This is a genomic window from Vibrio sp. D401a (genome assembly GCF_030248515.1).
Lineage (GTDB): Bacteria > Pseudomonadota > Gammaproteobacteria > Enterobacterales > Vibrionaceae > Vibrio > Vibrio rotiferianus.
The window spans coordinates 14,336-38,826 of sequence record NZ_JAHGAI010000007.1; the positions used below are offsets into that span (position 1 = coordinate 14,336).

Below are 24,491 nucleotides of genomic sequence, written 5' to 3' on the forward strand. Positions count from 1 at the left end.
GAAGGTGACGCTTATTATTCATTTTGTGAACAAGACTAAAATTTGTAGGGTGAGACGCGTTTAACTTGTTGGTGTAGAGCTCGGATTGTAGAGGCACAGTTTTGCTATAACTGGGCTGTTTATTCGGGGGAAGGACACAATGAAAAAAACAATTCTCGCACTCTCTATCGGTCTACTGGGCGCCTGCAGCCAGATTCCAGAAAATGCCATCGTATTAAGCGTTGGTGATGAGACCGCTGTTTTTGAGGAAAACTCACAAGGCTTACTTGTCGCCGAGCAAAAACTCGAAAAAGGCAGTTACACCTTTACCATTGCTGACAGCAAGCAAAGCTGTGGCAGTAGCTTTGCCCTAGCAGAAGAAGATCGCATCAAGTTCAATCGTCCATTAAAAATGGATAACTGCGCCACTGATGCACAAATGCCGCTGCGCATCTTCAAAGCCAATACCTATCAATTTACGCTCAATCCAACCACCAATGAGCTAACTGTAAAAATCAAACCAAAACAGAGTCAGGACATCACCTACTCTTGCCCTGTCGCAACTGACGCGCCAAAAACCATCAATGTTGCTCAAACCTTTAATGATGGCACTGTCGTTCGCGATGCCTTAACCGGACAAGAAGCCACAGTCGCCAATGGCAGCGTCACCATGCAGCCGGGTCCTATGAGCCAAGGTCTATTGCTCCTAGAAGAAGTTGAACAGCAAGCCGATAAACCGTTCAGCTGGGATAACGCGACGGTGTACTTCGTCATGACCGACCGCTTCTACAATGGCAACCCAGACAACGACAACAGCTACGGTCGCAGCAAAGACGGCAAATACGAGATTGGTACCTTCCACGGTGGAGACTTAGCGGGTCTGACGAAAAAACTCGATTACATCGAATCTCTTGGTGTGAACGCCATTTGGATAACCTCACCACTGGAACAAATCCATGGTTGGGTTGGCGGCGGCGATAAAGGCGACTTTAAACACTACGGCTACCACGGTTACTACCATCAAGATTGGACTAAACTCGATGCCAACATGGGTACCGAAGATGAACTAAAAACCTTTGTCGATACCGCGCATAAGAAAGGCATTCGCGTGATTTGGGATGTGGTCATGAACCACACTGGCTACGCGACATTAGCAGACATGCAGGAGTTCGGATTTGGTCAGCTTTACCTTGATGACCAAGAAGCCAAAGAAATCCTTGGTGAGAAATGGACCTACTGGCAGCCAAAATCGGGACAAAGCTGGCACAGCTTCAACGATTACATCAAATACGGTGATAGCGAAGCGTGGGAAAAGTGGTGGGGCAAAGATTGGCTTCGCACCGACATTGGCGATTACGATGCGCCGGGATACAACGACATCACCATGTCTTTGAACTACTTACCGGATCTCAAAACCGAATCAACTCAGAAAACCGGACTACCAAACTTCTTCCGCAATAAAGACACCAATGCGCAAGATGAACTGCAAACCCCGCGTGAGCATCTGATTACGTGGTTATCCGACTGGGTACGTGACTATGGCATTGATGGCTTCCGCGTCGACACCGCTAAACACGTTGAAATGGAAGCGTGGGCAGAGTTGAAAGCCAGCACCACTCAAGCGCTTGCCCAGTGGAAGCAAAACAATCCAGACAAAGCACTAGATGACCTGCCATTTTGGATGACAGGTGAAGTATGGGCACACAGCGTGGTGAAGAGCCCGTATTTCGATAACGGCTTTGATTCCATCATCAACTTCGAGTTCCAATCTGATGTCGCACCAAAAGCACTGAAGTGTTTTGCTCAGCTTGATGGAGACTACCGCCGCTATGCAGAGCGCATCAACAGCGACACTGAGTTCAATGTGTTGAGCTACCTGTCTTCACACGATACTCAACTTTTCTGGTCGGCACGCAGCCGCAGTTTTGATGACCAAGCTCGTGCAGCCAATGCGTTGATGCTGGCGCCGGGTGCAGTGCAAATCTACTATGGTGACGAGATCGCCCGTGACTTTGGTGTTACCGGCTCGGACGCTCACCAAGGTACTCGCTCTGATATGCCATGGGATAAGATTAATGGCGAGCGTGAAGATCTACTGCAACATTGGCAAAAGTTGGGTGAATTCCGTAAACGCCACCCAGCGGTTGCTCAAGGTAAGCACATCACTCGTAACCAAGAAGGTTACTACGCATTTGAACGCCAATACCAAGACGACAAGGTGCTGATTGTTTACACCGGTGAGTAAATCACACTCTCTCCACCAGCAAGGGAAGCATAAGCTTCCCTTTTTTATTGCTCTTTTTGCCTTTTTATCTCGTACCTCTGGTCTGATGACACACTTTTTTCTTTTTCGGCTTAATTCACACTTTGCGTTAATTACGCATTGAGGTAAGGTCAAGGATTACTCGATAAGCCGATAAAACATCGGCACAAACATACACAAAGCAATCACAATGAATTAGGTATAACGACAAATGCAGTTCTCTAAGTTTGGTGAAAAATTTAATCAGTATTCAGGTATCACGCAGTTAATGGACGATTTGAATGATGGTCTGCGCACACCAGGTGCCATCATGCTCGGTGGAGGCAACCCAGCCGCCATTCCTGCCATGCTCGATTACTTTCGCCAAGCCAGTGAGGAAATGCTCGCCAGTGGGGAGCTTGTCGCCGCCCTCGCCAACTATGATGGTCCGCAAGGCAAAGACGCGTTCGTTAAAGCGTTGGCTCAGTTATTCCGTGAAACTTACGGCTGGGATATTTCCGAGAAGAACATCAGCCTAACTAACGGCAGCCAAAGTGGCTTCTTCTACTTGTTCAACTTACTAGCAGGTCAGCAGCCAGACGGTTCACACAAGAAGGTGCTACTGCCAATCGCGCCTGAGTACATCGGTTATGGTGATGCAGGCATTGATGAAGATATCTTTGTCTCTTACCACCCAGAAATCGAGCTGTTGGATAACGGTCTGTTTAAATACCACGTCGATTTTGAGCAGCTAAAAGTTGATGACTCTGTTGCGGCAATCTGCGCGTCTCGCCCAACCAACCCTACGGGTAACGTACTGACAGATGAAGAAATACGTAAGCTGGACAAGCTAGCACGTGAGAACAACATTCCGCTGATCATTGATAACGCCTACGGTCTGCCGTTCCCGAATATCATTTTTGAAGATGTCGAACCGTTCTGGAATGAAAACACTATCCTTTGCATGAGCCTATCTAAACTTGGCTTGCCGGGCGTGCGTTGTGGCATTGTGATTGCGAGTGAGGAAATCACGCAAGCGTTGACCAATATGAACGGCATCATCAGCTTAGCTCCAGGCAGTGTTGGTCCAGCGCTGGCAAACCACATCATTGGTAAAGGCGATCTGCTTAAACTGAGCTCAGAGGTGATTAAGCCGTTTTATAAGCAGAAGTCGCAACGTGCGGTTGAACTGCTCCAAGAAGCGATTACCGATGAGCGCTTTCGTATTCACAAACCGGAAGGCGCTATCTTCTTGTGGTTATGGTTCGATGAACTGCCAATTACGACAATGGAACTGTACCAACGCTTGAAAGCGCGTGGGGTCTTGATTGTTCCGGGTGAATACTTCTTTATTGGTCAGAAGGACGAGTGGGATCATGCACACCAATGCTTGCGTATGAACTACGTTCAAGATGATGAGATGATGCAAAAAGGCATTGCGATTATCGCAGAAGAAGTGGAAAAGGCTTACCACGAAGGTAAATAGACTTGTTAACTCAGCCGTTGTTCTCTTTGAAATTACGGCTTTGAAATAGCAGCTTTGAAAGCCCCAAACTAAAAAGAGCGCCCATGTGGCGCTCTTTCTCATTCTATAACCGGGTGGTTAACTGAAATGTCATCAGTTGATTAGCTGTTTTCAATCAGATTATTGCCACCGATAGCAATCTTACGCGGTTGCATCGCTTCTGGAATTTCACGAACTAAATCGATATGAAGTAGACCGTTTTCCATTGATGCACCAACGACTTTTACGTAATCCGCAAGTTGGAATTTACGTTCAAAATCGCGCTCCGCAATACCTTGGTAAACGTAGTTTTTACCTTCTTCGGCTTTACGCTCGCCCTTCACGATCAACATGTTTTCGTTTTGAGTCAAATCGAGCTGATCTTCAGCAAAACCAGCGACTGCCATAGTAATACGGTAGTTATGCTCGTCTTTTTGCTCGATGTTGTATGGAGGGTAGCCGCCAGAAGTGTTCTTCGCAGAGCTTGATTCCATCAGGTTGAACAGACGGTCGAAGCCAATTGCATTACGGTATAGTGGTGAGAAATCTACATTACGCATAATCTATCCTCTTTTAAGCAATAGTCTTAGCCCAGATGAAGGTCATCCACGTGGCGTATTTATGCAAGAAAACGCCGAGCTAAGGGATCCGATGATTCATTCCTCTGACCTACTCTTTAGGTGCGGGGACATGATGTCGAATCTAGGGTCAAGTTGTGTGCTAATACTGAGTATCCTCTCTTGAGCGATCTCGTTTAGCGATTCCAGAGGCGCTGTTCTTCTCTTGTTGAGCAAGCTAGCCATCCCTCTTCATAACTAGATATAAGGTCGAAAAATGGGCTTTCAAGGGCTCCAGTGAAAATATTTTTAGATCCCCGACTCGGTCGTTCCTCCCTCTCGAGGATGACGCCCTAACATACTGATAATGAAAAGCGACACTTACACCCACTCTTCCCATAAACGTAGAGTTTGAAAGCCAAGCCTCCCCGTCTCCACAGGGCGCAGCCCATTCTCGTTTCTTTTATCTGGTTTCTCTCACTCAATAAAAAAGCACCACCCGAAGGCAGTGCTTTTAAAATTCTATTAAAAGAAATTTAGATTCGTTTTTCCGCAGGGGGATATGCTTAGTTCTAGGAGAAGGCGCGCAGCATACAAGTGTATGTGAGCACCTTCGACAACGAAATCAGCATATCCAGCAAAAGAAAAATAGTCTAAACGTCTAGGTTTGCTACTTTCAGCGCGTTCTCTTCGATGAAGTTACGACGCGGCTCAACTTGGTCACCCATTAGCGTTGTGAACAATTGGTCTGCGCCTACCGCATCTTCAATGGTTACTTGCATCATACGACGAGTCTCTGGGTCCATTGTGGTTTCCCAAAGCTGATCTGGGTTCATCTCACCTAGACCTTTGTAGCGCTGTAGGCTTAGACCACGACGCGACTCTTTGATTAGCCACTCAAGTGCCGATGCAAAGCTTGATACTGGCTGAGTACGCTCACCACGCTTGATGTAAGCGCCTTCTTCTAGCAGACCGTCTAGCGCTTCAGATAGATCCGCTAGCTTGCCGTACTCTTTCGAGTTCAGTAGGTCGATGCTTAGTGCGTAGTTGTGCGTCACACCGTGAGTACGTACGATGATCTTAGGTAGGTTTAGACCTAGCTCTTCGTGTTGCTCTACTTCGAAGCTGTATTGGCTTGCGCCTACTTCTTTCGCGTTTAGCTGTTCAACTAGCTGTTTTGTCCACGCTTCTACTGCTGCTGCATCGTGACATTGCTCTGCCGTTAGACGCGGCGTGTAGATTAGCTCATGAACTAGCGCGCTTGGGTAACGACGGCTCATACGATCCGCTAGCTTGATACCTGCGTTGTATTGCTGAACTAGCTTCTCTAACGCTTCACCTGCCAATGCTGGCGCTTCTGCATTTACGTGTAGTGACGCGTTATCAAGAGCCAAAGCAACTTGGTATTGGTTCATCGCGTCTTCATCTTTGATGTACTGCTCTTGCTTACCTTTCTTCACTTTGTAAAGTGGTGGCTGAGCGATGTACACGTAGCCACGCTCGATAAGCTCTGGCATTTGACGGTAGAAGAAGGTCAACAGTAGCGTACGGATGTGCGAACCATCGACGTCAGCATCGGTCATGATGATGATGTTGTGGTAACGCAGTTTGTCCGGGTTGTACTCGTCACGGCCGATACCACAACCTAGTGCCGTGATCAGCGTTGCTACTTCTTGAGAAGAAAGCATCTTGTCGAAACGCGCTTTTTCTACGTTAAGAATCTTACCTTTTAGCGGTAGGATTGCTTGGTTCTTACGGTTACGGCCTTGTTTTGCGGAGCCGCCTGCCGAATCACCCTCCACTATGTATAGTTCAGAGAGTGCTGGATCTTTTTCCTGACAGTCTGCAAGTTTGCCTGGTAGACCTGCTAGGTCTAGCGCACCTTTACGACGAGTCATTTCACGAGCTTTACGCGCCGCTTCACGAGCACGTGCTGCATCGATGATTTTAGTACACACCATCTTAGCTTCTGTTGGGTTCTCAATTAGGAACTCAGACAGTTTCTCACCCATTGCCGACTCAACCGCAGATTTCACTTCAGATGAAACCAGTTTGTCTTTGGTTTGGCTCGAGAATTTAGGATCTGGCACTTTAACCGAAACAACCGCAGTTAGACCTTCACGAGCGTCATCACCAGAAGTTGCCGTTTTCGCTTTCTTAGAGAAACCTTCTTTGTCCATAAAGGTGTTCAGTGTACGCGTTAACGCCGCACGGAAACCAGCAAGGTGAGTACCACCATCGCGTTGTGGAATGTTGTTAGTAAAACAGTAGATGTTCTCTTGGAAGCCGTCGTTCCATTGCATTGCTACTTCTACGGCAATGCCATCTTCACGTTCAAAATCGAAGTGGAAGATTTTCTCAATGATCGGTGTTTTGTTGGTGTTTAGGTGCTCAACGAACGCTTGAATACCACCTTCAAACATGAAGTGGTCGCTCTTGTCTGCTTCACGCTCATCAACCAGCTTGATAGAAACACCTGAGTTTAGGAAAGAAAGCTCACGTAGACGTTTTGCTAGGATATCGTAATGGAATTCGATATTTGTGAAGGTTTCAGCACTTGGCCAAAAGCGGATTTGTGTACCCGTTTGCTCAGTGTCACCTACTACCGCTAGTGGCGCTTGAGGCTCACCGTGGTGGTAAGTTTGCGTATGGATATGACCACCGCGGTGGATAGTCAGAACCACTTTCTCAGACAGAGCGTTTACTACAGAAACACCTACGCCGTGCAGACCGCCTGATACTTTGTATGAGTTATCATCGAACTTACCGCCAGCGTGAAGTACCGTCATGATAACTTCTGCTGCCGATACTTGCTCTTCTGGGTGCATTTCTGTTGGAATGCCACGACCATCATCCGTAACTGAAACCGAGTTATCCTCATGAATTGTCACAACGATGTCTTTACAGTGACCTGCCAACGCTTCATCAATTGAGTTATCCACCACCTCAAAGACCATGTGGTGAAGACCGGTGCCGTCGTCCGTGTCGCCGATGTACATACCTGGACGCTTACGAACCGCATCCAGACCCTTTAGTACCTTAATACTCGATGAATCGTAATTTTCAGACATGAGTTTCTCTCTTCTAGTTTGACTCTATCCTGCCATGTTCCACATGAAACAATTTGCCCGTATCGTCCAACATATCGGCGATTTGGCTATCAGTGATAGAGCTTACAAATACTTGTGCGCCCGTCTCTTTTAAGCAGTCAGCAAGACGCTTACGACGTTGGCTGTCTAATTCCGACGCAAAGTCGTCAATTAGGTAAATACATTGTTTTCCGGTCATTTCGGTAAGGTGTTGTCCCTGCGCCACGCGCAATGCACACACCATGAGCTTTAATTGACCGCGTGATAGGACGTCCTCAACTGGCGTGCCATTCACTTTAATGCGCAGATCAGCCTTATTCGGCCCACTAAAGGTGTAGCCCAACGACTGATCACGCTCGAAATTTTTCTCTAGTATCTCATGATAGGGCGTGTCTTTGTCCCATCCACGATAATACTTTAATTGGATCTCAAATTCTGGCAAAAATGTCTGACAGATGGTTTCCGCTACGGTTTTCATCTGTTCGATGTAATGCGCTCGCCATTGGCTAATATTTTCTGCCAAACGTGCCATTTCCTGATCCCAGTAACTGAGTTCGCGATAACTTCTGGCAGTTTTGAGTAAAGCATTGCGTTGCTTGTTAAGACGCTTAAAACGTCCCCATGCATCATAGAAAGCTGGCTCCGTATGAAACACGCCCCAATCAATAAATGCACGACGATGCTTTGGACCATCCGTGAGGAGATCAAACCCTTCCGGGTGTATCAACTGCAAAGGCAAAACTTGTGCAAGTTGCGCCAATTTTTGCCCAGATTGACCGCCTATTTTAACCTCTGTTGAGCCATCACGCTGCTTATTAATGCCAATAGGTAGCTCAAATTGATCCGAGTTCAAAAAACGACCATGAACAAACAGTTCATCGCACTCATTTTGGATAACTCGGCCAGTCAATGAGCTCTTGAAAGAGCGGCCATGTCCGAGCAAATAAATCGCTTCTAGGACGCTGGTTTTACCGCTGCCATTCGGTCCAATAAGAAAGTTAAAGCCTGCTGATAGGTTAATATCACAGGCTTTAATGTTTCGAAACTGCTGAATGATGAGGCGAGAAAGTGGCATTCAGATGACTTACAGACGGATTGGCATCACCACGTACATGGCACTGTCGTCGTCTGCATTTTCAATCAACGCACTGGCGTTGGCATCTGACATCGATATACGCACATTATCGCAACGTAGGGTGTTAAGTACGTCCAGCACATAACTTACGTTGAAGCCAATCTCAATAGCATCACCTTCGAAGGTCACGTCTAGCATTTCTTCCGCTTCTTCTTGCTCAGGGTTATTTGCAGTAATACGCATTTCACTGCCGGCAAGATTCACACGAACACCACGGAACTTTTCATTAGAAAGAATCGCTGCACGAGAAAACGCTTGGCGTAATTCATCGCAGCTTGCTTCTAGTGTTTTGGTCGTACTTTGTGGCATTACGCGGCGATAATCAGGGAAACGGCCATCAACAAGCTTAGAAGTGAAGATAAAGTTATTTACTTCTGCACGTACATTTGAACTGCCAATCTGTAGCACAACAGGCTGTTCTGGCGCGTCCATCAGTTTAACCAACTCTTGTACACCTTTACGTGGCACGATGATTTGCTTCTGTGCAAAGTCGGCACCCAATTGTGTTTGAGACACTGCCATACGGTGACCATCGGTTGCCACGCTGCGTAGCGTCGTACCGTCGATTTCAAACAACATGCCGTTTAGGTAGTAACGAACGTCTTGGTTCGCCATCGAGAATTGTGTTTTTTCAATCAGCGTACGTAGCTCAGACTGAGTCAGTGATACTTCAACTTCGCTTTGCCAATCTTCGATATTTGGAAAATCATTTGCTGGTAGTGTAGCTAAAGAGAAACGGCTACGGCCGGAACGAACTTGTACACGATCGCCTTCTAGTACGAAGGTAATGATCGCATCGTCTGGTAGGCCACGGCAGATATCGAGAAACTTACGAGAAGGAACGGTAATGCTGCCCGCTTCAAAATCCCCTTCTAGAGTCACTTTGCTCACCAATTCCACTTCCAAATCGGTTGCGGTCATTGATAACACGTTCTCTTCTACTTTGATCAGTAGGTTACCTAAAATTGGCAGGGTTGGTCGGCCACCCAGAGCGCCCGAAACCTGTTGTAGCGGTTTGATTAAATGACTACGTTCAATGGTAAATTTCATGCTTGGCTCTTTACGCTGTCAGCTCAATTAGTGATTTGCTTAGAATACTGCCATTCTAACCGATTACGAGGACAGGGTGCGAATCAAGTTAGAGTAATCTTCCTTAATATCGTGGCTCTCTTCACGCAGCTGCTCAATCTTGCGACAAGCATGTAGCACCGTGGTGTGGTCACGACCACCGAATGCATCACCAATTTCAGGCAAGCTGTGGTTGGTCAGCTCTTTTGCCAACGCCATCGCCAACTGGCGAGGACGCGCAACCGATCGAGAGCGACGTTTAGATAGTAGATCCGCCACTTTAATCTTGTAGTATTCAGCGACGGTCTTTTGAATGTTATCGATCGTCACCAGCTTCTCTTGCAGAGCAAGTAGATCGCGCAGCGCTTCACGAACAAAATCAATCGTAATTGGACGGCCAGTAAAGTTTGCGTTTGCGATTACGCGGTTCAGTGCACCTTCCAGTTCACGAACGTTAGAGCGTAGACGCTTAGCAATAAAGAACGCTACTTCATCCGCTAAGTGGATTTGGTGGTCTTCGGCTTTCTTCATCAAGATCGCTACACGAGTTTCTAACTCAGGCGGCTCGATCGCGACGGTTAGACCCCAACCAAAACGTGATTTCAGACGATCTTCTACACCGCTGATCTCTTTTGGATAACGGTCAGATGTCAGGATGATCTGTTGGTTGCCTTCTAGTAATGCGTTGAAGGTATGGAAGAATTCTTCTTGTGAACGCTCTTTATTAGCAAAAAATTGAATGTCATCGATAAGTAGCGCGTCAACACTGCGGTAGTAGCGTTTGAACTCTTCAATCGCGTTATTTTGCAGTGCTTTTACCATGTCTTGTACAAAACGCTCAGAGTGCATGTACACCACTTTTGCGTTTGGATTGTTATCCACAATCGCATTACCCACAGCGTGCAAAAGGTGGGTTTTACCCAAACCTGTACCACCATATAAGAACAATGGGTTGTAGGCTGCGCCTGGGTTATCTGACACCTGACGTGCAGCGGCCAAACCCAGTTGGTTTGACTTACCTTCAACGAAGTTATTGAACTTGTGTTTTGGGTTCACGTTTGAGCGGTGGTTGATGTTCGCGATCGCTTGAGCGTCATCATCCCACGTTTTGTGTACAGGTTTGCGTGCTTGCAGCTGTGCAGGCGCTGAAGATTCAGCAGCCACATCTGCCGGCGTACGTGTCGGTGCCGGTTTTGGAGCTGCTACAGGGCGACTGCCCACTTCGAAACGCAAGCTAGGGACGTCATTACCGCAGTATTCTTGCAGTAGACGATTAATGCTGTTCAGGTACTTGTCGCGAACCCAATCCAAAACAAAGCGGTTTGGCGCGAACAGAGTGAGAGTATTGTCATTGAGCTCCGCTTGTAACGGACGAACCCACATGCTGAATTCTGTAGCTGGTAGCTCTTCTTGAAGCTGCTGCAAACATTGCAACCAAAGCGAAGATGACACGGTGCCCCCACTGAGTATTTGAATTATCGGAAAAGACTGGCAATTTTACCTGTTGATAACCAAGATCGCCAGCGATTGATCGACGATCCAGTGAATAAGATCCAAGTTATTCACAATTATTTCGCTGGACATAGCAAGATCAACACATCTTGCCCCAAGATTGCCCACACAATGATCCACATTTAGGCAAAATCAACCAGATCCAGCAATTGGTGATAAGTCTGTGAATGAATTTTCCTTCATTGTGCTTTTTTCATTGCCAATCCAGTTCATTTCGATCGTTTTTTCATCATTTATCCCAATTTATCGCCTACTATCTATACCAAATACGATCTTATTACTCTCAGGTCTAGGTTATTGCACTTGGTTATTTATTTAATTGAGCTAACTAACAGTAGTATTTCCAACCATAAAAGTATGGAGATGTATTATGAAACACTGGATTAAGGTTGCCGTTGCAGCCATTGCTTTGTCTGCAGCAACCGTTCAAGCAGCAGTCGACACTGCAGCTACGGAAGTAAAAGTCGGCATGTCAGGTCGCTACTTCCCATTCACCTTTGTTAAGCAAGACAAGCTACAAGGTTTTGAAGTAGATATGTGGGACGAGATCGGTAAGCGTAACGACTACAAGATCGAATATGTCACAGCGAACTTCTCTGGTTTATTCGGCCTACTAGAAACCGGCCGTATTGATACCATCTCTAACCAGATCACCATGACGGAAGCACGCAAAGCCAAATACCTTTTCGCAGACCCTTATGTGGTAGACGGTGCACAAATCACGGTACGTAAAGGCAATGACAGCATTCAAGGTGTAGAAGACCTCGCCGGTAAAACTGTTGCGGTAAACCTAGGCTCCAACTTTGAGCAACTGCTGCGCGATTACGATAAAGACGGCAAAATCAATATTAAGACTTACGATACGGGTATTGAGCACGACGTAGCACTTGGCCGCGCTGATGCATTCATCATGGATCGCTTGTCTGCCCTAGAATTGATTAAGAAAACAGGCCTGCCACTAGAGCTTGCGGGTGAACCGTTTGAAACCATTCAAAACGCTTGGCCTTTCGTAGATAACGAGAAAGGTCGCAAACTACAGGCAGAAGTGAATAAAGCACTTGCAGAGATGCGCGCCGATGGAACAGTAGAGAAGATTTCGGTGAAATGGTTTGGTGCCGACATCACTAAGTAACATTTCTCTTCTTTTAGGACGCTGAGTTTTATCTCGCGTCCTTTTTTAACTTAATGACAAGGTGGAACTTCGTATTCCACCTTTTCTTTTCTCAAGGTAAGTCGTATGGGATTTGATTTTAATTACATGTTGGAACTGCTGCCAATACTGCTCAAGTATCTTGGCACAACCATGGAAATGGCCACATGGGGATTGGTCTTTTCACTGATTTTAGCCATTATTTTAGCTAATATTCGTGTATTTAAGCTGCCTGTTCTCGACCAGTTAAGTCAACTTTACATCAGCTTCTTTCGCGGTACGCCACTTTTAGTTCAGCTGTTCTTATTGTATTACGGCCTACCACAAATCTTCCCGATCATGGTCGGCATCGATGCCTTCTCTGCTGCGGTAATTGGTTTAACATTACACTTTGCCGCTTACATGGCAGAGAGCATTCGTGCTGCCATCATCGGTATCGATCGCAGTCAAATGGAAGCGAGCTTGTCGGTGGGCATGACAACACCACAAGCGATGCGTCGTGTTATCTTGCCACAAGCCACACGAGTCGCGTTGCCTTCATTGATGAATTACTTTATCGATATGATTAAGTCGACTTCCCTCGCCTTCACCTTGGGTGTAGCAGAAATCATGGCCAAAGCGCAGATGGAAGCCTCTTCGAGCTTCCGCTTCTTTGAAGCTTTCCTTGCAGTCGCTCTGATTTATTGGGGTGTGGTGGTGATTCTGACTCGAGTTCAAATTTGGGCAGAAGCGAAATTGAATAAGGCGTATGTACGATGATCAAATTAGAAAATATCCACAAGCGCTTTGGTGATACTGAAGTTTTAAAAGGTATTGATCTCAACATCAAACAAGGCGAGATCATCGTTATTATCGGCTCAAGTGGTACGGGTAAATCGACATTGCTGCGTACCGTTAATTTCTTAGAGCAAGCGGATCAGGGACGCATCACCATTGATGATATCTCTGTGGATACGCAAAAGCATACTAAAGCAGAAGTATTAGCATTACGTCGCCGGACAGGATTTGTTTTTCAAAACTATGCCCTATTTGCTCATATGACTGCGCGCCAGAACATTGCAGAAGGCCTGATTACCGTACGTGGCTGGAAGAAAGATGACGCACTAAAACGTGCACAAGAAATTCTCGACGACATTGGTCTTGGCGATAAAGGCGAAAGTTATCCAGCGGCACTGTCTGGAGGTCAACAGCAGCGTGTGGGTATTGGCCGCGCAATGGCCTTACAGCCGGAACTGTTGCTTTTTGATGAGCCAACGTCTGCACTGGATCCTGAGTGGGTTGGAGAAGTTCTCTCATTAATGAAGAAGTTAGCTAACCAACACCAGACAATGCTAGTGGTAACGCATGAGATGCAATTTGCCAAAGAAGTGGCTGACAGAGTGATCTTTATGGCCGAAGGCAACATTGTTGAACAAGGTTCTCCACAGGATATTTTCGACAATCCACAAGATCCTAGATTGAAAAAATTCCTTAACCAAGTGGGAATAGAGTAAAGATCAAGCATTAGGATCAATCGATCCTTGAGATTTTACTCACACTACGTATAATCGCCCGGCCGGAATTTCATACACATGAGTCATTGACACATTATGTGAGTGTGATTACAATTCCGCCTCTTTGTTGAGAGGCGTCGGTTGTTCTTCTCTATATAAAGAGCTTCTTTATATAAAGAAAGCATATTGCCCACGCCGGGTTTAACAAGAACCTAAAACTACTGATCAGTAAAGGTAATTATCATGAAACGCACTTTTCAACCTACAGTTCTAAAGCGCAAGCGTACTCACGGCTTCCGTGCTCGCATGGCAACTAAGAACGGTCGTAAAGTTATCAACGCACGTCGTGCAAAAGGCCGTGCGCGCCTATCAAAATAATCGCTAGTTTATTTTGAACACGTACGCGTTTAATCGGGAGTTACGCTTGTTAACTCCCGAGCATTATCAAAACGTCTTCCAGCAAGCTCATCGAGCTGGCTCGCCTCATTTCACCATCATTGCTCGCAATAACAAACTTTCTCATCCACGATTAGGTTTAGCTGTTCCGAAAAAGCAAATCAAAACTGCTGTCGGTCGTAACCGTTTTAAGCGTTTGGCTCGTGAAAGCTTTCGTAACAATCAACATCAGCTTCCAAATAAAGATTTTGTTGTGATCGCGAAGAAAAGCGCGCAAGATTTAAGCAATGAGGAATTATTTAAGTTGTTTGATAAGCTATGGCATCGCCTGTCTCGCCCTTCACGTGGATAGCCATTGGGCTCGTTAATCTTTATCGCTGGTTTATCAGCCCTCTGATTGGTCCTCGCTGCCGGTTCACACCAACTTGTTCCACTTACGCACTAGAAGCTTTGAGAGCTCACGGTTTTGTAAAAGGATGTTGGTTATCAGGCAAACGTCTATTAAAATGCCACCCTTTGAATGAAGGGGGGTATGACCCCGTTCCACCAGTCCAAAAACAAGACAGAGATAACTAACGATGGATTCTCAACGTAATATCCTGCTCATCGCTCTGGCACTGGTTTCTTTCTTGCTGTTTCAACAGTGGCAAGTCGCAAAGAATCCAGCACCTCAAGCGGTTGAACAGGCTCAATCAAGCAGTACTCTACCTGCACCATCTTTTGCGGATGAGCTAGACCCAGTTCCTGGTCAACAGCAAGCTTCTGCAAAAACTATCACAGTAACGACTGATGTTTTAACTCTGTCGATCGACACCGTTGGTGGCGATGTGGTACATGCCGACCTGAACAAATACTCTGCTGAACTTGATTCATCAGACCCATTCGTTCTGCTAAAAGACACTAAAGGTCACCAGTTCATCGCACAAAGCGGTCTAGTGGGTCCTCAAGGTATCGACCTTAGCAGCACTAACCGTCCTCACTACAACGTGAGCGCAGACAGCTTCACTCTAGCTGACGGTCAAGATGAACTACGCGTTCCAATGACTTTCACTGCGAATGGCATCGAATACATCAAGACTTACGTATTCAAACGTGGCAGCTACGCGCTGAACGTAGAATACGATGTAGTGAACAACTCTGGTAACAACGCAACATTTGGTATGTACGCTCACTTGCGTCAAAACCTAATGGACGCCGGTGGTAGCATCACAATGCCGACTTACCGTGGCGGCGCTTACTCTACAGAAGACGTTCGTTACAAGAAATACAGCTTCGAAGATATGCAGGATCGTAACCTGTCTATCAACCTAGCGGATGGCCAAGGTTGGGCAGCAATGATCCAACACTACTTCGCTGCAGCTTGGATCCCACGCAACGAACCAGGTACTAACCTGTACACTCGCGTGATTGGTAACCTAGGCGACATCGGCGTGCGTATGCCAAACAAAACTATCGCAACGGGCGACCAAGCGAAGTTTGAAGCAACACTATGGGTTGGTCCTAAGCTACAAAACGAAATGGCAGCAGTGGCACCAAACCTAGATCTAGTAGTGGACTACGGCTGGCTATGGTTCATCGCTAAACCACTTCACTCACTGCTTGCTTTCATCCAAAGCTTCGTGGGTAACTGGGGTGTGGCAATCATCTGTTTGACCTTCATCGTTCGTGGTGCAATGTACCCACTAACGAAAGCGCAATACACGTCTATGGCGAAAATGCGTATGCTACAGCCTAAGCTGCAAGCAATGCGTGAGCGCATCGGTGATGACCGTCAGCGCATGAGCCAAGAGATGATGGAACTGTACAAGAAAGAGAAAGTGAACCCACTAGGTGGCTGTTTACCTCTTATCCTACAGATGCCTATCTTCATCGCGCTATACTGGGCACTAATGGAATCGGTTGAGCTTCGTCACTCACCATTCTTCGGTTGGATTCACGACCTTTCAGCACAGGACCCTTACTACATCCTGCCGCTACTGATGGGTGCGTCAATGTTCCTAATCCAGAAGATGAGCCCAACAACCGTAACGGATCCAATGCAGCAGAAGATCATGACCTTTATGCCGGTTATGTTTACCTTCTTCTTCTTGTTCTTCCCATCAGGCCTAGTTCTATACTGGTTGGTGTCGAACATCGTTACGCTTATCCAGCAAACTTTGATTTACAAAGCGCTGGAGAAAAAAGGCTTACACACTAAGTAACCTTGATAGAAAAGCATAAGAAAGGCGGCCAAAAGGTCGCCTTTTTGTTTTTGGCTGATTACAATTCAGCTAATTAACTAGTTCTGGCTCCCTAGGTTTCAACACCTATAGCCCAGCTCAAAAGGCAAGATTATGACTACAGATACGATTGTCGCTCAGGCTACCGCACCCGGTCGTGGTGGTGTCGGCATTATTCGTGTTTCTGGCCCTAAGGCCAATCAAGTGGCGCTAGAAGTCACAGGTAAAACGCTAAAGCCTCGCTACGCAGAGTATCTGCCATTTCAAGCGGAAGATGGCACCGTGCTAGACCAAGGCATTGCACTGTACTTCCCTAACCCACATTCATTTACAGGCGAAGACGTACTTGAACTGCAAGGTCATGGTGGCCCTGTGGTAATGGATATGCTGATTAAGCGTATCTTGGGTATTGATGGCGTGCGTGCCGCGCGTCCTGGTGAGTTCTCTGAACGCGCCTTCCTAAACGATAAGATGGATCTTACTCAAGCAGAAGCGATTGCCGACCTGATTGATGCCAGCTCAGAAGAAGCGGCCAAATCAGCACTGCAATCACTGCAGGGTCAGTTCTCACAACGTATTCAAACGCTGGTGGAATCGCTGATCCATTTGCGTATTTACGTTGAAGCCGCGATTGACTTCCCTGAAGAAGAGATCGACTTTTTGGCCGATGGGAAAGTATCTGGCGACTTACAAGCCATCATTGATAACCTCGATGCGGTACGCAAAGAAGCAAACCAAGGCGCCATTATGCGCGAAGGCATGAAAGTCGTGATTGCCGGTCGCCCCAATGCAGGCAAATCAAGCCTACTGAACGCCCTGTCAGGCAAAGAGTCTGCGATTGTGACCGATATTGCAGGTACCACCCGTGACGTACTACGTGAGCATATCCATATTGATGGAATGCCACTACACATCATCGATACTGCAGGTCTGCGTGACGCTTCAGACGAAGTCGAGAAAATAGGTATCGAGCGCGCATGGGATGAAATCGCCCAAGCTGACCGAGTGCTATTCATGGTGGACGGTACAACAACTGACGCGACGGATCCAAAAGACATCTGGCCAGACTTTGTTGATCGCCTACCTAACAGCATCGGCATGACAGTGATCCGCAACAAAGCGGATCAAACCAGTGAAGAAATGGGGATCTGCCATGTCAACGATCCAACCTTAATTCGCCTCTCTGCAAAAACAGGAGCTGGTGTGGATGCTTTACGTAGTCACTTAAAAGAATGTATGGGCTTCTCAGGTAACACCGAAGGCGGCTTTATGGCTCGTCGTCGTCACTTGGATGCACTAGAACGTGCTGCTCAGCATCTTCAAATCGGTCAAGAGCAACTTGAAGGCTTTATGGCTGGAGAAATCTTGGCAGAAGAGTTACGAATCACTCAGCAGCACTTGAATGAGATTACCGGTGAATTCAGCTCGGATGACCTATTAGGCCGAATCTTCTCCTCATTCTGTATCGGTAAATAATCAAAACGCGCGGTGTTAAGCATAAGTTTAACACCGCGTTTCTTTTTGTACTGACGCTAACAGCAATGCTGGCGTCAGTATGGCTCAATAAAGGAAGACACATGATCCACATTATTACAGGCAGTACGCTAGGTGGCGCAGAGTACGTGGGTGATCACCTTAGTGATCTACTGAATGAAAACGGTTTTGAAACCACGATCCACAACCAACCTGAATTGGCATCAATCGAGAACCAAGGCACTTGGTTGCTGATTACTTCAACCCACGGTGCGGGCGAATACCCAGATAATATTCAGCCTTTCATTGCTGCATTGCAGAATACGCCACCTAAGATGGCTGATGTGAAGTTTGCGGTGATTGCAATTGGTGACTCAAGCTACGATACCTTCTGCGCAGCAGGCCAGCACGCGTATGACCTACTCGAAGACATCGGTGCTACGCCGATTACAGACTGCTTGAAAATTGATGTGCTTAGCCACGACGTGCCAGAAGATGCTGCTGAAATGTGGCTAAACGAAAACCTGTCTCGATTTTCCGCTTAACTCCCCCTCTCTCAGAGTCGAATCACGGCTCTGATTTTCCTCTTTGTGAACAACTCCTAGCAAAACCAATTGTTCAACCGCTCAAAAAACACTCAAACTATCTGTGGATAAGTCAGGGAAGATCCAGTGATTTTCCTTTAGTTATCCAAATAACAACTTGGATCCAATTTTACTCCTGTGTATAACCCACACTTTTGATCCCAGATAATCCTCGATCAGATCAAATCATGATCACAAGATATGATCCAAAGAAGATCCATGATCTTGTTGATCATTTTCTAGTTATCCACAGAAACCTGCGATCCTAATAATAGATCCAATAAAAGATCATATATATAGATCTTATATATATAGTCTTGAAGACTAAAATGTGAAAAGCGAGAAAACGATTCTCTCTCACAGATAAAAAAGGTAAAATATCGCTCTTTTTTATCTGTCCATTTAATCCTTTGAATACCTGAGGTCAGTTCATGCTTTATCACGAAAACTTTGACGTCATTGTTGTCGGTGGCGGACACGCAGGAACGGAAGCCGCGCTCGCATCTGCACGCACAGGACAAAAAACCTTACTCCTTACCCATAACATCGATACATTAGGCCAGATGTCTTGTAATCCGGCGATTGGTGGTATCGGTAAAGGTCACTTAGTAAAAGAAGTGGATGCTATGGGCGGTCTGATGGCTGAGGCCATTGACCATGCAGGTATTCAATTCCGAACACTAAATGCCTCTAAAGGTCCAGCGGTTAGAGCAACACGTGCTCAAGCTGACCGTGCATTGTACAAAGCGTATGTACGTAACGCGCTAGAAAACGCACCAAACCTTACTCTGTTCCAACAATCGGTTGATGATCTGATTGTGGACCAAGATCGTGTGGTTGGCGTTGTGACGCAAATGGGTCTGAAATTCCACGCAAAAGCGGTGGTATTAACGGTTGGTACCTTCCTTGGTGGTAAGATCCACATCGGTATGGAAAGCTCTTCTGGCGGTCGCGCTGGGGATCCACCATCGATCGCATTGGCGGATCGACTGCGTGAACTGCCATTTCGTGTCGATCGTCTGAAAACAGGTACACCACCACGTATCGATGCACGTAGTGTGGATTTCTCAGTGTTAGAGGCGCAACACGGTGATAATCCAACACCTGTATTCTCATTCATGGGTAAACGTGAGCACCAGCCACGTCAAATTCCATGTTTTATTACACACACCAATGAACAAACTCATGAGGTGATCCGCAACAACCTTGATCGCAGTCCAATGTATGCCGGTGTGATTGAAGGGATTGGCCCGCGCTACTGCCCGTCTATCGAAGACAAAGTGATGCGCTTTGCGGACAAGAACAGTCACCAAATCTTCATTGAGCCAGAAGGCCTAACGACGCACGAGCTATACCCGAATGGTATTTCCACTAGCTTGCCATTTGACGTGCAAGTACAAATCGTTCGTTCTATGAAAGGTTTTGAGAACGCACACATTGTTCGTCCTGGTTACGCGATTGAGTACGATTTCTTCGATCCTCGTGATTTGAAGCAAACCTACGAAACTAAATTCATCAGTGGTTTGTTCTTTGCTGGCCAAATTAACGGCACAACTGGTTACGAAGAAGCGGCGGCACAAGGTCTGATGGCTGGTTTGAACGCAAGTTTGCACAGCCAAGGCAAAGAAGGCTGGAACCCTCGCCGTGATCAAGCGTACATGGGTGTGCTGATTGACGACTTGTCGACCATGGGTACCAAAGAACCGTACCGCATGTTCACGTCTCGTGCCGAATACCGTTTGTTGTTGCGTGAAGACAATGCCGATTTACGTCTGACAGAAAAAGCTCGTGAACTTGGTTTGATTGATGATGTGCGTTGGGCACGTTTCAACGAGAAAATCGATAGCATGGAAACCGAGCGCCAACGTCTTAAATCGACGTGGATGAACCCGAATTCTGCAGGCATTGATGAGCTGAACAAGCTATTGAAAACACCAATGGCACGTGAAGCAAGCGGTGAGGATCTTCTGCGTCGTCCGGAGATCTCATACTCGCAACTGACGCAACTTGATGCGTTTGCACCTGCACTAGAAGATCAACAAGCGTCTGAGCAGGTAGAAATTCAAGTGAAGTACGATGGTTACATCAAGCGTCAGCAAGAAGAGATCGAAAAGTCACTGCGCCATGAGCACACTAAGTTACCAGCCGATATCGATTACAAAGACGTAAAAGGCCTTTCCAATGAAGTTGTGGCGAAGCTAACGGAAGCAAAACCAGAAAGCATCGGTATTGCATCTCGTATCTCAGGTATTACGCCTGCAGCGATTTCTATTCTGCTAGTGCACCTGAAAAAACATGGCTTGTTGAAAAAAGGTGAGGAAGAGTAATGAGCGCACTACGTACTAGACTGGATGCTCTGATCGCCAAAACCGATTTAGAAGTCTCTGATAAACAACGTGAGCAGTTAGTTGGTTACGTCGAACTGCTCGACAAGTGGAATAAAGCTTACAACCTAACGTCGGTTCGTGATCCTCTTGATATGTTAGTGAAACATATCCTTGATAGCATCATCGTTAGCACTCACTTACGAGGTGAGCGCTTTATTGATGTAGGTACAGGGCCTGGTTTGCCTGGTATTCCATTGGCGATAATGAACCCAGGTAAGACATTTTTCTTACTTGATAGTCTTGGCAAACGCATTCGCTTCATCAAGCAAGTTGTGCATTCGCTGGGACTGAAAAATGTGACGCCAATTCAAAGTCGCGTCGAAGAGTTCCAACCAGAAGAAAAATTTGATGGCGTTTTGAGTCGAGCTTTTGCTTCAATGACGGATATGGTGGAGTGGTGTCATCATCTGCCTAAACAAGATTCTGGGGTGTTTCTTGCGTTGAAAGGACAACACCCTAAAGATGAAATAGATCTGCTTCCTGAATGGTGTTGTGTGACAGAGATCATATCTTTAGCTGTTCCTGAGTTGGAAGGTGATCGTCATCTAGTAATCTTATCGCGCAAGGAAAATTAGCGAGGTAATCGTGGGTAAAATCGTAGCAATCGCCAACCAGAAAGGTGGGGTCGGCAAAACAACAACGTGCATTAACTTAGCAGCTTCGATGGCGGCAACAAAGCGCAAGGTTTTGGTGATCGATCTCGACCCTCAAGGTAATGCTACGATGGCCAGTGGCGTGGATAAGTACATGGTAGACGCAACGGCGTATGATCTTCTGGTTGAAGATACGCCGTTTGATCAAGTTGTGTGTACGCAGACCACTGGAAAATACGATCTGATTGCGGCGAACGGTGACGTGACCGCTGCAGAAATCAAATTGATGGAAGTGTTCGCTCGTGAAGTGCGTTTGAAAAATGCCCTTGCGTCAGTTCGCGATAACTATGATTTCATCTTTATTGATTGTCCTCCTTCTCTAAACCTTCTTACAATCAACGCTATGGCCGCAGCAGATTCTGTGCTGGTGCCGATGCAATGTGAATACTTTGCGTTAGAAGGTTTAACTGCTCTTATGGATACAATCAGCAAGTTAGCGGCCGTGGTCAATGAGAACCTCAAAATTGAGGGCTTACTACGTACTATGTACGATCCACGTAACCGCCTGTCTAATGAAGTATCCGATCAACTGAAAAAGCACTTTGGTAGTAAAGTTTACCGTACTGTAATCCCACGTAATGTGCGTTTGGCCGAAGCGCCGAGCCACGGTAAACCAGCCATGTACTACGACAAGTACTCTGCTGGCGCCAAAGCGTATCTTGCTCTAGCAGGCGAAATGCTTCGCCGCGAAGAAGTCCCAGTTTAACACTAACCTAAGGAATTCATCCCATGTCTAAGCGTGGTCTTGGAAAAGGACTGGATGCGTTATTGTCGACCAGTTCGTTAGCGCGTGAGAAACAGCACATTGCATCTCAAAGTCAGGCTCTATCAGCGGATGGAGAACTGGCAGATTTAGCGATAGGCCAGTTACAGCCGGGTGTATACCAACCGCGTAAAGATATGGCTCCTGAGGCGTTAGAGGAGCTGGCAGCTTCGATTCAGTCACAAGGTATCATTCAACCTATCGTGGTGCGTCAGGTGGCGAGCGGTCAGTTTGAGATCATTGCTGGTGAACGTCGTTGGCGTGCGGCCAAGCAAGCCGGACTCAAGCGCGTGCCTTGTTTGGTGAAAAAGGTTGAAGACCGTGCTGCAATTGCGATGGCGTTGATTGAAAACATTCAGCGTGAAGATTTGAATGTGATTGAAGAAGCCCAAGCACTTGAGCGTTTGCAGGATGAGTTTACTCTCACCCATCAGCAAGTAGCCGATGTGATTGGCAAATCAAGAACCACAGTAAGTAACCTATTACGTCTTAATCAGCTAGAAATTGATGTAAAAGGTTTGGTTGCAGATAAAAAATTAGAAATGGGGCATGCTCGTGCGTTGTTGGCTCTAGAAGGTGAGCAACAAGTCGAAGTCGCAGAGCAGGTCGCAAAGAAACAAATGACCGTTCGTCAGACCGAACAGTTAGTAAAAAAGTGCTTAGCGCCACAAAATGAGCAAAAAGCTCAACAAGAAGATACCGAAGCAGAGCAAATGTCGCATAAATTGAGTCGACTGCTTGATGCTAAAGTTTCTTTAGTCCGTTCAGCGAATGGCAAAGCAAAAGTGACGATAAGTATTGATGAGCCTCACAAATTGGAGCAACTAATTGCCAAGCTTGAGGCCTAGATGAGATAATTGATTTAGGTCAATTAATCAAAATAATCGAATTTTGTGTGAAAGTTGTCGGTTTGTAAACAAAACTGTAAGTTTTTGCTGCAATTTAATTGCATTCAGTTGGACTGACCGTATAATTTTCGCCAATTTCCCTGCACAGAGAGTTTAGTGCGAAGTGGATATTACTAGAGGTACGAATACATGGTAGCTGCGTTAGCTAGACCAGGACGAGAGCTCGCAAGGCAATTGTTGATGATCCAGTCTGGCGCGGTTATTTTTGTGGCTGCAGGAATGGCGATAGCCGTGAATCCTGAATGGGGACTTTCAGCGCTGGTTGGTGGGGGCATTTTTGTTGTTGCCAACGCTGTCTTTGCGTTTTGTGCTTTTATGTTTAGTGGAGCTCGCGCTGCCAAGCGTGTCGCGGCCTCTTTCTACACAGGTGAAGTTCTGAAAATTCTCATCACGGTTGTGTTGTTCTACGTAGCCTACATGTATATGCAGGTGGAACTTGTTCCCCTCAAACTAACCTATTTGCTGGTACTAGGTATTAATATCTGTGCACCAGTGCTATTCATTAACAACAAAAAATAGGATGAGTTATGGCTGCGCCAGGTGAAGCGCTAACATCGTCCGGATACATTGCCCACCACTTATCAAACCTATCTTTAGCTAAGTTAGGCTTGGTAGCGGATGAAGCAAGTTTCTGGAACGTACATATCGATAGCCTGTTTTTTTCTTGGTTTACTGGTTTAATTTTCCTAGGAATTTTTTACAAAGTAGCGAAGAAAACAACAGCGGGTGTACCAGGTAAGCTTCAGTGTGCTGTAGAAATGATCGTTGAATTTGTCGCGGAAAACGTCAAAGACACGTTCCATGGACGCAACCCACTGATCGCGCCTTTAGCACTGACTATCTTTTGTTGGGTATTTTTGATGAACGTGATGGACTTAGTCCCGATCGACTTCTTACCATACCCAGCAGAGCATTGGCTAGGTATCCCTTATCTTAAGGTTGTACCGTCTGCTGATGTGAATATCACCATGGCTATGGCTCTAGGCGTTTTTGCATTGATGATTTACTACAGCATCAAAGTGAAAGGTCTAGGTGGATTCGCAAAAGAACTTGCACTACATCCATTCAATCACCCACTGATGATTCCGTTTAACCTATTGATTGAAGTGGTATCGCTACTAGCGAAACCTCTATCACTCGGTATGCGTCTATTCGGTAACATGTTTGCGGGTGAGGTTGTATTCATTCTTTGTGCGGCAATGCTACCATGGTACTTACAATGGATGGGTTCACTACCGTGGGCAATCTTCCATATCTTGGTTATTACGATTCAAGCCTTCGTATTCATGATGTTGACAATTGTTTACCTGTCAATGGCACACGAAGACTCTGATCATTAATTTTTTAAGCTTTTTATTTGGGCACTAAGCCAACAACTA

The 24,491-nt window shown here is 46.3% G+C and carries 22 protein-coding genes; 17 read left to right on the forward strand and 5 right to left on the reverse strand.

Annotated features, from left to right (window positions below):
* Positions 1–139: 139 nt before the first annotated feature.
* Both KIV41_RS03930 and KIV41_RS03935 read left to right on the forward strand, forming a co-directional pair.
* Positions 140–2,224 (forward strand): alpha-amylase, encoded by a 2,085-nt coding sequence (locus KIV41_RS03930; protein ID WP_285335733.1) that lies wholly within the window; start codon positions 140–142, stop codon positions 2,222–2,224.
* 229 nt (positions 2,225–2,453) lie between these two features.
* Entirely contained in the window at positions 2,454–3,707 is a 1,254-nt protein-coding gene (locus tag KIV41_RS03935; RefSeq protein WP_252041387.1) for a valine--pyruvate transaminase, read from the forward strand.
* Positions 3,708–3,847: 140 nt separating this feature from the next.
* Here the strand turns inward: KIV41_RS03935 and KIV41_RS03940 are convergent, their stop codons facing one another.
* The 5 genes from KIV41_RS03940 to dnaA form a co-directional block, all read right to left on the reverse strand.
* Entirely contained in the window at positions 3,848–4,285 is a 438-nt protein-coding gene (locus KIV41_RS03940; RefSeq protein ID WP_285335734.1) for an Hsp20 family protein, read from the reverse strand.
* A 650-nt stretch (positions 4,286–4,935) separates the two neighbouring features.
* Positions 4,936–7,353 (reverse strand): DNA topoisomerase (ATP-hydrolyzing) subunit B, encoded by a 2,418-nt coding sequence (gene gyrB, locus KIV41_RS03945; protein WP_010444796.1) that lies wholly within the window; start codon positions 7,351–7,353, stop codon positions 4,936–4,938.
* A gap of 13 nt (positions 7,354–7,366) precedes the next feature.
* Complete coding sequence (recF, locus tag KIV41_RS03950; RefSeq protein ID WP_010444794.1) at positions 7,367–8,446, reverse strand: DNA replication/repair protein RecF; 1,080 nt, start codon at positions 8,444–8,446, stop codon at positions 7,367–7,369.
* 9 nt (positions 8,447–8,455) lie between these two features.
* Positions 8,456–9,556: a DNA polymerase III subunit beta gene (dnaN, locus tag KIV41_RS03955; RefSeq protein WP_010444792.1), complete on the reverse strand. Its 1,101-nt coding sequence runs from the start codon at positions 9,554–9,556 to the stop codon at positions 8,456–8,458.
* A 63-nt stretch (positions 9,557–9,619) separates the two neighbouring features.
* On the reverse strand, positions 9,620–11,026 hold the full coding sequence (gene dnaA, locus KIV41_RS03960) for a chromosomal replication initiator protein DnaA (RefSeq protein WP_010444790.1): 1,407 nt from the start codon (positions 11,024–11,026) through the stop codon (positions 9,620–9,622).
* Between the two features lie 430 nt (positions 11,027–11,456).
* Between dnaA and KIV41_RS03965 the strand changes: the two genes are divergently transcribed.
* From KIV41_RS03965 to atpB, 15 genes are all read left to right on the forward strand, one after another.
* Entirely contained in the window at positions 11,457–12,218 is a 762-nt protein-coding gene (locus tag KIV41_RS03965; RefSeq protein ID WP_038885244.1) for an amino acid ABC transporter substrate-binding protein, read from the forward strand.
* A 105-nt stretch (positions 12,219–12,323) separates the two neighbouring features.
* A complete protein-coding gene (locus KIV41_RS03970) occupies positions 12,324–12,995 on the forward strand; it encodes an amino acid ABC transporter permease (RefSeq protein WP_010444786.1) in 672 nt (223 codons plus the stop codon).
* Positions 12,992–13,729: an amino acid ABC transporter ATP-binding protein gene (locus tag KIV41_RS03975; protein WP_010444784.1), complete on the forward strand. Its 738-nt coding sequence runs from the start codon at positions 12,992–12,994 to the stop codon at positions 13,727–13,729. The genes KIV41_RS03970 and KIV41_RS03975 overlap by 4 nt, the downstream gene beginning before the upstream one ends.
* A gap of 243 nt (positions 13,730–13,972) precedes the next feature.
* Positions 13,973–14,107, forward strand: a complete 135-nt coding sequence (gene rpmH, locus KIV41_RS03980) for a 50S ribosomal protein L34 (protein WP_005378825.1) — start codon at positions 13,973–13,975, stop codon at positions 14,105–14,107.
* A gap of 46 nt (positions 14,108–14,153) precedes the next feature.
* Positions 14,154–14,477 (forward strand): ribonuclease P protein component, encoded by a 324-nt coding sequence (gene rnpA, locus KIV41_RS03985; protein WP_009699098.1) that lies wholly within the window; start codon positions 14,154–14,156, stop codon positions 14,475–14,477.
* On the forward strand, positions 14,444–14,701 hold the full coding sequence (yidD, locus tag KIV41_RS03990) for a membrane protein insertion efficiency factor YidD (protein ID WP_005451046.1): 258 nt from the start codon (positions 14,444–14,446) through the stop codon (positions 14,699–14,701). Before rnpA ends, yidD begins: the two co-directional genes overlap by 34 nt.
* 2 nt (positions 14,702–14,703) lie before the next feature.
* Complete coding sequence (yidC, locus tag KIV41_RS03995; protein WP_010444766.1) at positions 14,704–16,326, forward strand: membrane protein insertase YidC; 1,623 nt, start codon at positions 14,704–14,706, stop codon at positions 16,324–16,326.
* 132 nt (positions 16,327–16,458) lie between these two features.
* A complete protein-coding gene (gene mnmE, locus KIV41_RS04000; protein WP_038885239.1) occupies positions 16,459–17,820 on the forward strand; it encodes a tRNA uridine-5-carboxymethylaminomethyl(34) synthesis GTPase MnmE in 1,362 nt (453 codons plus the stop codon).
* Positions 17,821–17,921: 101 nt separating this feature from the next.
* Positions 17,922–18,362, forward strand: a complete 441-nt coding sequence (gene mioC, locus KIV41_RS04005; protein WP_010444763.1) for an FMN-binding protein MioC — start codon at positions 17,922–17,924, stop codon at positions 18,360–18,362.
* Between the two features lie 470 nt (positions 18,363–18,832).
* Positions 18,833–20,728, forward strand: a complete 1,896-nt coding sequence (mnmG, locus tag KIV41_RS04010) for a tRNA uridine-5-carboxymethylaminomethyl(34) synthesis enzyme MnmG (protein ID WP_285335735.1) — start codon at positions 18,833–18,835, stop codon at positions 20,726–20,728.
* Complete coding sequence (gene rsmG / locus KIV41_RS04015) at positions 20,728–21,363, forward strand: 16S rRNA (guanine(527)-N(7))-methyltransferase RsmG (RefSeq protein ID WP_252041381.1); 636 nt, start codon at positions 20,728–20,730, stop codon at positions 21,361–21,363. The genes mnmG and rsmG overlap by 1 nt, the downstream gene beginning before the upstream one ends.
* Positions 21,364–21,373: 10 nt before the next feature.
* A complete protein-coding gene (locus KIV41_RS04020; RefSeq protein ID WP_010444758.1) occupies positions 21,374–22,147 on the forward strand; it encodes a ParA family protein in 774 nt (257 codons plus the stop codon).
* 23 nt (positions 22,148–22,170) lie between these two features.
* Entirely contained in the window at positions 22,171–23,052 is an 882-nt protein-coding gene (locus KIV41_RS04025; protein WP_010444756.1) for a ParB/RepB/Spo0J family partition protein, read from the forward strand.
* A gap of 189 nt (positions 23,053–23,241) precedes the next feature.
* The gene (locus KIV41_RS04030) at positions 23,242–23,631 is read left to right on the forward strand and encodes a F0F1 ATP synthase subunit I (RefSeq protein ID WP_010444753.1); all 390 of its coding nucleotides are present in this window, start codon (positions 23,242–23,244) and stop codon (positions 23,629–23,631) included.
* Positions 23,632–23,639: 8 nt separating this feature from the next.
* Positions 23,640–24,452 carry a F0F1 ATP synthase subunit A gene (atpB, locus tag KIV41_RS04035; protein WP_010444751.1) on the forward strand — a complete coding sequence of 271 codons (813 nt, stop codon included), beginning with the start codon at positions 23,640–23,642 and terminating at the stop codon, positions 24,450–24,452.
* The last annotated feature ends 39 nt before the right edge of the window (positions 24,453–24,491 follow it).

What these genes read in the sequence shown, in the direction of transcription:
- KIV41_RS03940 (WP_285335734.1), bottom strand. Translation starts at nt 4,285, where the DNA reads ATGCGTAATGTAGATTTCTCACCACTATACCGTAATGCAATTGGCTTC.
- rsmG (WP_252041381.1), top strand. Translation starts at nt 20,728, where the DNA reads ATGAGCGCACTACGTACTAGACTGGATGCTCTGATCGCCAAAACCGAT.
- mioC (WP_010444763.1), top strand. Translation starts at nt 17,922, where the DNA reads ATGATCCACATTATTACAGGCAGTACGCTAGGTGGCGCAGAGTACGTG.
- yidC (WP_010444766.1), top strand. Translation starts at nt 14,704, where the DNA reads ATGGATTCTCAACGTAATATCCTGCTCATCGCTCTGGCACTGGTTTCT.
- atpB (WP_010444751.1), top strand. Translation starts at nt 23,640, where the DNA reads ATGGCTGCGCCAGGTGAAGCGCTAACATCGTCCGGATACATTGCCCAC.
- mnmG (WP_285335735.1), top strand. Translation starts at nt 18,833, where the DNA reads ATGCTTTATCACGAAAACTTTGACGTCATTGTTGTCGGTGGCGGACAC.
- recF (WP_010444794.1), bottom strand. Translation starts at nt 8,446, where the DNA reads ATGCCACTTTCTCGCCTCATCATTCAGCAGTTTCGAAACATTAAAGCC.
- KIV41_RS03935 (WP_252041387.1), top strand. Translation starts at nt 2,454, where the DNA reads ATGCAGTTCTCTAAGTTTGGTGAAAAATTTAATCAGTATTCAGGTATC.
- yidD (WP_005451046.1), top strand. Translation starts at nt 14,444, where the DNA reads ATGGCATCGCCTGTCTCGCCCTTCACGTGGATAGCCATTGGGCTCGTT.
- gyrB (WP_010444796.1), bottom strand. Translation starts at nt 7,353, where the DNA reads ATGTCTGAAAATTACGATTCATCGAGTATTAAGGTACTAAAGGGTCTG.
- rpmH (WP_005378825.1), top strand. Translation starts at nt 13,973, where the DNA reads ATGAAACGCACTTTTCAACCTACAGTTCTAAAGCGCAAGCGTACTCAC.
- KIV41_RS03975 (WP_010444784.1), top strand. Translation starts at nt 12,992, where the DNA reads ATGATCAAATTAGAAAATATCCACAAGCGCTTTGGTGATACTGAAGTT.
- KIV41_RS03930 (WP_285335733.1), top strand. Translation starts at nt 140, where the DNA reads ATGAAAAAAACAATTCTCGCACTCTCTATCGGTCTACTGGGCGCCTGC.
- KIV41_RS04030 (WP_010444753.1), top strand. Translation starts at nt 23,242, where the DNA reads ATGGTAGCTGCGTTAGCTAGACCAGGACGAGAGCTCGCAAGGCAATTG.
- mnmE (WP_038885239.1), top strand. Translation starts at nt 16,459, where the DNA reads ATGACTACAGATACGATTGTCGCTCAGGCTACCGCACCCGGTCGTGGT.
- dnaN (WP_010444792.1), bottom strand. Translation starts at nt 9,556, where the DNA reads ATGAAATTTACCATTGAACGTAGTCATTTAATCAAACCGCTACAACAG.
- KIV41_RS03970 (WP_010444786.1), top strand. Translation starts at nt 12,324, where the DNA reads ATGGGATTTGATTTTAATTACATGTTGGAACTGCTGCCAATACTGCTC.
- KIV41_RS04025 (WP_010444756.1), top strand. Translation starts at nt 22,171, where the DNA reads ATGTCTAAGCGTGGTCTTGGAAAAGGACTGGATGCGTTATTGTCGACC.
- KIV41_RS03965 (WP_038885244.1), top strand. Translation starts at nt 11,457, where the DNA reads ATGAAACACTGGATTAAGGTTGCCGTTGCAGCCATTGCTTTGTCTGCA.